Here is a 6,039-nt window from a genome sequence, read left to right on the forward strand (position 1 = left end):
TTCTCATCAAATCCATTGCCCATGCAAGAAGTTTTTCCATACCTTCTCTGTTGTTTCTGAATTCCAGGCGTCTACCATACTCCACGCCCCTGTAGTCAAATGCTCTGGCATGATGCTTTTCTTTAGCAATGTCCACTCTTACGATTAATGTTTTTTCTGTCACTTGCAAAATCTTTTCATTTTGTGTATACTTCATTTTAGTACCTCCTGTTTTTTCAGTTAATTCGAGGTAAGTTCTAGAACTTACACTCTGTATTTTATCAGGAGGTACTTATTTTTTCAAAGTTCGTTTTAGCTCATTTTCGCCCATTTTAAATCATTACAGGAATGCTCCTTTTTATTTAAATTAAAAGCCCTTGAACGCAAAAATAGTGCGCCCAAGGACTTTACCATCATCCTTGTGTAAACTTTCCAGTACCCGTGGAAAGATGACACCTAAACAGGCAGGTCTTCTGGCTTGCGGATCATCGCATTTCCTCGCCTTCCCGGGAAAAACCAGTGGCATTTTGAGGAAAGCTCCTCGCATACAGCGGCGGGACCGCGCGGGAATCTCACCCGTCTTCCCTATTCTCCTCGGACTATCGAGGCACCTGTTTATGCTATTAAGTTTTTTGATCAAAATAATTATATCACATAACCGACTTTTGTGTACAGAAAATTAAAATTATAGCAGTTTGTTTTCTTAAGTGTGTGTGCTATAATTAGTACTGTATATGGGCGTTGATATTGATTTTGACACAAAAAAAGCCGTGATTCTGGGAAAAAAGAATGTACAGGAGGGATATGGTGAACGATAAAATTGAAAAACTCATAAAAGAAATGACGCTGGAGGAAAAAGCGTCGCTTTGCTCAGGTGGCGGTTTCTGGAATACCAAAGCAATAGAAAGATTGGGTATTCCGCAAATTATTATGACAGATGGGCCAAACGGTGTCAGATATTCGGAAAACGCATTCGATAGCCCGAATGGCTTTAAGAGCAAGCCGGCAACATGCTTTCCAACTGCATCAGCGTTGGCATCTTCCTGGGATGTGGATCTTGTATACGAAGTAGGTAGAGCTATTGGAGAAGAATGCAGGAGCATGGGTATTCATATACTACTGGCTCCTGGTGTAAACATGAAAAGGACACCACTCTGTGGGAGAAACTTTGAATATTATTCGGAAGATCCTTTTCTAGCTGGGGAGATGGGAGCAGCTTTTGTCGATGGCGTTCAGAGTATGGGAGTTGGCACGTCATTAAAGCATTTTGCATGTAATAATGAGGAATATCAGAGGATGAGCATAAGCTCCGAGGTGGATGAAAGAACTCTTAGGGAAATATACCTCACAGCATTTGAAAAAGTAGTAAAGAAGAGCAAACCGTGGACGGTTATGTGTTCTTATAACAAGATAAATGGTACATACGCTTCAGAAAACAAAAAGCTTTTAACAGATATTCTTAAAAATGAATGGGGATTTGAGGGAATAGTGATATCCGATTGGGGAGCGACCAACGATAGAATCAAGGGACTGGAAGCAGGACTTGACCTGGAGATGCCGGGTCCATCTCCTATGAATGATCAAAAGATAGTTGAAGCTGTAAAATCGGGTAAACTGGATGAAGAGAAGTTAAATGAAACCGTAAGACGATATTTAAATGTTTTATTTAAGGCTTTGGAAAACGATACAAGATTAGATTATGATAAAGAAAAACACCATGAATTGGCGAGAAGAGCAGCAGAAGAGAGCATGGTATTGCTTAAGAATGAGGGCAGATTGCTGCCCCTCAATGGTAGGATAAAGTCAATTGCGGTAATAGGAAGTGCTGCTAAAGAGCCAATATACCAGGGCGGTGGAAGTGCACAAGTTACACCAACTAAAATAGATATACCTTTTGACGAAATACAGAAATTGTCACAAGGTATTGATGTGATATACGCTGAGGGATATAAGGGATTTGATATTGATGAAAATTTAATTGTTGATGCTGTAGAAAAAGCAGAAAAAAGCGATGTGGCAGTAATATTTGCGGGCCTTGTACGCGGAATGGAGTCAGAAGGATACGACAGGCGAGATATGCGTTTGCCACAAAATCAGGTCGAATTAATAAAACGCGTTGCAGCCGTTCAAAAGAATACAATACTGGTTTTAGCAGCAGGTTCACCTGTTGAACTTGATTTCATAGACAATATCCCTGCAATTTTATTGAGTCATCTTGCGGGTCAGGCAAGTGGCAGTGCAGTAGCCAGGGTTTTATTTGGGAAGGTTTCGCCGTGTGGTAAACTGGCGGAAACATATCCTGTAAGATTGGAAGATAATCCGTCGTACCTTAACTATCCAGGTGAAGATGGTAAGGTTATTTATGGTGAAAGAATATATATAGGATATAGGTACTATGATAAAAAACATATTAAGCCAAGATTTCCCTTTGGATATGGTCTGTCATATACGAGCTTTGAATACAGCAATTTGAGGTTTTCAAAAGACATGATGGTAGACGATGACAAATTGACAGTAAGTTTTGATATAAGAAATACTGGAGATATAGCGGCAAAAGAGATTGCTGAACTTTATATAAAACCTCTCAGTTCTAAGGTTTCAAGGCCAGAAAAAGAATTAAAAGGCTTTAAAAAAGTTTTCTTAAATCCGGGTGAGAGCAAGACGGTAAGCATAGAGATAGAGAAAAGGGACTTATCATATTTTGATACATCATATGGTGAGTTCGTGGCTGAGTCAGGAGAATACGAAATATTAATAGGTAGTTCATCTCAAGATATACGCCTTAAAGGAATCATAAAGTATCAAAACAATAAGGTATACAGAAAGCATTTGACGGCTGATAGCCCATTAAAAGACTGGCTGGAAGATGAAAAAGGTCGTGCGCTGCTTATGAGCGTGTTGCCACCGCAAATGAAAGAAAGGTTGAGTAATGCAAACAGTGAAGCGATGTGGTTCATTGGAAGTATACCTCTGAGAAAAATGGTGATGATGAGTCGTGGTGCGCTTACGGATGACATCATTGACAGACTGGTTAAACAGATCTAACTTTGGAAAAGATAAGATGCGCTAAACAAAGCCCCGCTGTCAGCGGGGCTTTATGGCTTAGATTCTGAAAATCTTGTCTAGTTTCTTCTCGATGGCTTTAACTTCGATCTTTATTTTGAATAACAACTTGAGGATGAGCTTTAATATAAATTCGCATTCATCATCTTTATTATTGTTATTATTATCTTTGTTATCATCTTTGAAAAGCTTTTTCAGCTCGCCTTCGATATCCATTGTGTCCTCGCCGTTTTCTATGGTGTTGAGGAGTTCTTCTATTTTCTGAACGACTTCTTTTTCACTCACGATTTTCACCTCCAATATTTTCTTCTAATAATTTATGAAGTTTTCCTGAAAATGTGACTTTTACTTCCTGTTTTATCTGAGTGTTGAACGATCACAATGCCTCCCAGGATTACCAGCGTTCCAATAGATAACTGCATGGTTATTTTTTCAAAGTGTGTTGACCAACTTAATTATCGAAGCAGGGTTTAAGCCCTGCTTTTTTTATGTCCAAAAAAATTTTTCAGAAAAGGTGGTTGAAATAATGCAGGTAACAAATGTAAAAGTAACCAAAATCAGTAGGGAAACTTCAAAGGATATGCTGAGGTGGTGCTGGATAGCTGCTTCGTCGTGGAAAACATCAGAATATTCGAGAGAGACGGCAAGTTGATATTAAAAAACAAAGAGATGTGTTAAAATCTAAACAGAACAAGTTGGAGGTTGATAGAAATGTTTGATTTTAAGACAAGAGAAGAAGTGTCGGAAAAACTTAAGGAACAAGGCTACATATCCGATAAGGTTATAGATTATACCATATTTAATGCTGTTAAGTTGCAAGCACCATTGTTAATAGATGGCCCGGCAGGTGTCGGTAAAACAGAGATTGCAAAAGTGCTTGCAGCGATATTCGATGCGGAACTGATACGCGTGCAGTGCTACGAAGGGATAGATTTCTCAAAGGTTTTGTACGACTTCAACTACAGCAAACAGCTGCTGTATATAAATCTGCTGAAGGACAACATCGGGAAACTTCTGCAGAACAAGGATTTTGACACTTCCGTCAAACTGCTCAACAGCGAAACAAAGTTTTTTGGTGAAGACTTTTTGGTCGAGCGTCCGATTCTCCGCGCAATATCTCCCAAAGATGATAAACCGAAAGTCCTTCTGATTGATGAGATAGATAAAAGCGATATGGAATTTGAAGCTTTGCTGTTAGAAGTGCTTTCGGACTTTTCCGTATCCATACCCGAATACGGCACAGTACGAGCAGTCAATAGGCCGTTAGTTGTGCTGACGTCGAACAATACAAGAGAGTTGAGCGACGCGCTGAAAAGAAGGTGTGTATATCTGTACATCGATTATCCCGATGTGGAAAAAGAAACGAAGATAATTCAAACGAAAGTTAATATAGAGTATGACTTTGCAAAAGCCATAGCGACAGCCGTTCAAAAGATCCGTTCCCTTCCGTTGAAGCAAAAGCCTTCCATTGCGGAAACTATTAATTGGGCAAAAGTGTTGCTGCTTACCATCGATGCGGTAGATTTCAACAGCAGCAACAAGGAATACATAGATACAACACTGAACGTGCTGCTGAAAAATCAAAACGACATAAAAAAAGCACAGGCGAGTCAGTATATAGCTTAAAAGGATGGGATGTTCGATGTTTGAAGAGATTTTATCGAATTCGTCTGAAGTTAAAAATAATAATATAGAAACTTCAGCAGCGGACGCTGTCAACAACAGTGGATTATCCGGGCAAAAAGTATTAGAAATAGTATATGCACTTATAAATGCAGATGAAAAAATAAGAAATAGATTAAAAATAAGACCTGGCAAAAAATCAAAATATGTAATATATGACGATAAATTTGCTTTAGGTTTTGACGGAATATTAGAAAAAATGGGGGAGCACGTTGACCTTAATCTGCCTGTGAAACAGATAATTGAGCAGTTGCCACCCGACTGTAAAAAAGATACAACGCTAACATTAGCAAAAGCGTTTAACTTACTGCTCGATTTCGACAAAAATTCATTTACGGAAGCGGATAAAACGTATTTCATATCTGAATTCAAAAACTATCATTCTAAATTACGAAGCCTAATGGAAGAATACGCAAAAAACAACATAGATTTGCATGATTTAGAAACTTTTTACGCCCAATTTGATGTCCCGAAAGAAATCAACTCTGCAATAGACTATTTTTGGGATTTAGCCAAAAAACATCCCTGCTCTAAAGAAATGATCAATGTCAAAACAACAGGTAAAAAAAGTACTTTGTAGTGTTTTGCAGTACGTGCAAACTTGAAGTCAAAGTGAAGCCTCCCCATCTAAACACAAAGTGTTATAGATGGGGCTTCCCGCTGCATTAACAGCGGGACTGCCTGTCATAAATACGGCCTGGTCACGCAACGCAATCACACTGTGACTGCATGGCTTTAACCAGACTAATCAATGTAGACAGGGTCTGCTGGCTTCTCGCTACAGTATCAGGAACTTTTGCCTGATACCCCAACCTCTCCCTTTCGGAAAGAGGGTTTAGTAGCTCTCGTATGAAATACCTTGCACCTATGTTATACGATGCGTTTAAATCCGCATGATATTTTTTACCTGTTGTGAATTCGCATATGTCTTTCTTATCGTTTCTCGTTACTTTCCCCGTTCCATCAAACGCTAATGCCGATGTGTTCTTGGGATTTATCCATGATACATGCATTCCGTAACTGTGCGCCATATCGCATACCTTGTCCTGTATCCTTCTCTTTGCCCAGTACTGAAGCTTTATCCTCATCCTTCGAGCGTAGTTTCCCTTTGATTTGAGCTTTCCTAAATACTCAAACACTATCACATCGGCATTATGCTCCAGGGCAAATTCTATGATCTTATGCGCTGTGTCGTTTATTATTTGACTGTTTATGTTGTTTATCTTTCTCCATAGGTTCGGTTTTCTCCCAATCCCTGATATCCTCTGCGCTTTTGCCAGCTTGTTTATCTTATGAAGCAGACGGTCTTTTTCT

The 6,039-nt window shown here is 39.2% G+C and carries 5 protein-coding genes, 1 pseudogene and 1 riboswitch; of the genes and pseudogenes, 3 read left to right on the plus strand and 3 right to left on the minus strand.

Annotated features, from left to right (window positions below; genetic code table 11):
- Nucleotides 1–196: pseudogene (locus BUB87_RS13560) on the minus strand (IS110 family transposase); the annotation flags it as partial.
- Between the two features lie 229 nt (nt 197–425).
- Nucleotides 426–609, minus strand: a riboswitch (cobalamin riboswitch).
- A 177-nt stretch (nt 610–786) separates the two neighbouring features.
- On the opposite strand from BUB87_RS13560, the gene BUB87_RS13565 reads away from it, so the two are divergent.
- The gene (locus tag BUB87_RS13565; RefSeq protein ID WP_200792851.1) at nt 787–3,024 is read left to right on the plus strand and encodes a glycoside hydrolase family 3 C-terminal domain-containing protein; all 2,238 of its coding nucleotides are present in this window, start codon (nt 787–789) and stop codon (nt 3,022–3,024) included.
- A 57-nt stretch (nt 3,025–3,081) separates the two neighbouring features.
- On the opposite strand, the gene BUB87_RS13570 is transcribed toward BUB87_RS13565, so the two are convergent.
- Nucleotides 3,082–3,327 (minus strand): hypothetical protein, encoded by a 246-nt coding sequence (locus BUB87_RS13570; protein WP_073346568.1) that lies wholly within the window; start codon nt 3,325–3,327, stop codon nt 3,082–3,084.
- 426 nt (nt 3,328–3,753) lie between these two features.
- On the opposite strand from BUB87_RS13570, the gene BUB87_RS13575 reads away from it, so the two are divergent.
- Complete coding sequence (locus tag BUB87_RS13575; RefSeq protein ID WP_073346572.1) at nt 3,754–4,668, plus strand: AAA family ATPase; 915 nt, start codon at nt 3,754–3,756, stop codon at nt 4,666–4,668.
- A 16-nt stretch (nt 4,669–4,684) separates the two neighbouring features.
- Entirely contained in the window at nt 4,685–5,305 is a 621-nt protein-coding gene (locus tag BUB87_RS13580) for a hypothetical protein (protein WP_073346574.1), read from the plus strand.
- 121 nt (nt 5,306–5,426) lie between these two features.
- On the opposite strand, the gene BUB87_RS13585 is transcribed toward BUB87_RS13580, so the two are convergent.
- Nucleotides 5,427–6,039, minus strand: a 613-nt coding sequence (locus tag BUB87_RS13585) for an IS200/IS605 family accessory protein TnpB-related protein (RefSeq protein ID WP_143156720.1), incomplete at its 5' end; no start/stop codon positions are given.

The sequence above is a fragment of the Caldanaerobius fijiensis DSM 17918 genome, from assembly GCF_900129075.1.
Classification (GTDB): Bacteria; Bacillota; Thermoanaerobacteria; order Thermoanaerobacterales; family Caldanaerobiaceae; genus Caldanaerobius; species Caldanaerobius fijiensis.

Coding starts and splice junctions, on each gene's coding strand:
- BUB87_RS13575 (WP_073346572.1), top strand. CDS start 3,754: ATGTTTGATTTTAAGACAAGAGAAGAAGTGTCGGAAAAACTTAAGGAA.
- BUB87_RS13580 (WP_073346574.1), top strand. CDS start 4,685: ATGTTTGAAGAGATTTTATCGAATTCGTCTGAAGTTAAAAATAATAAT.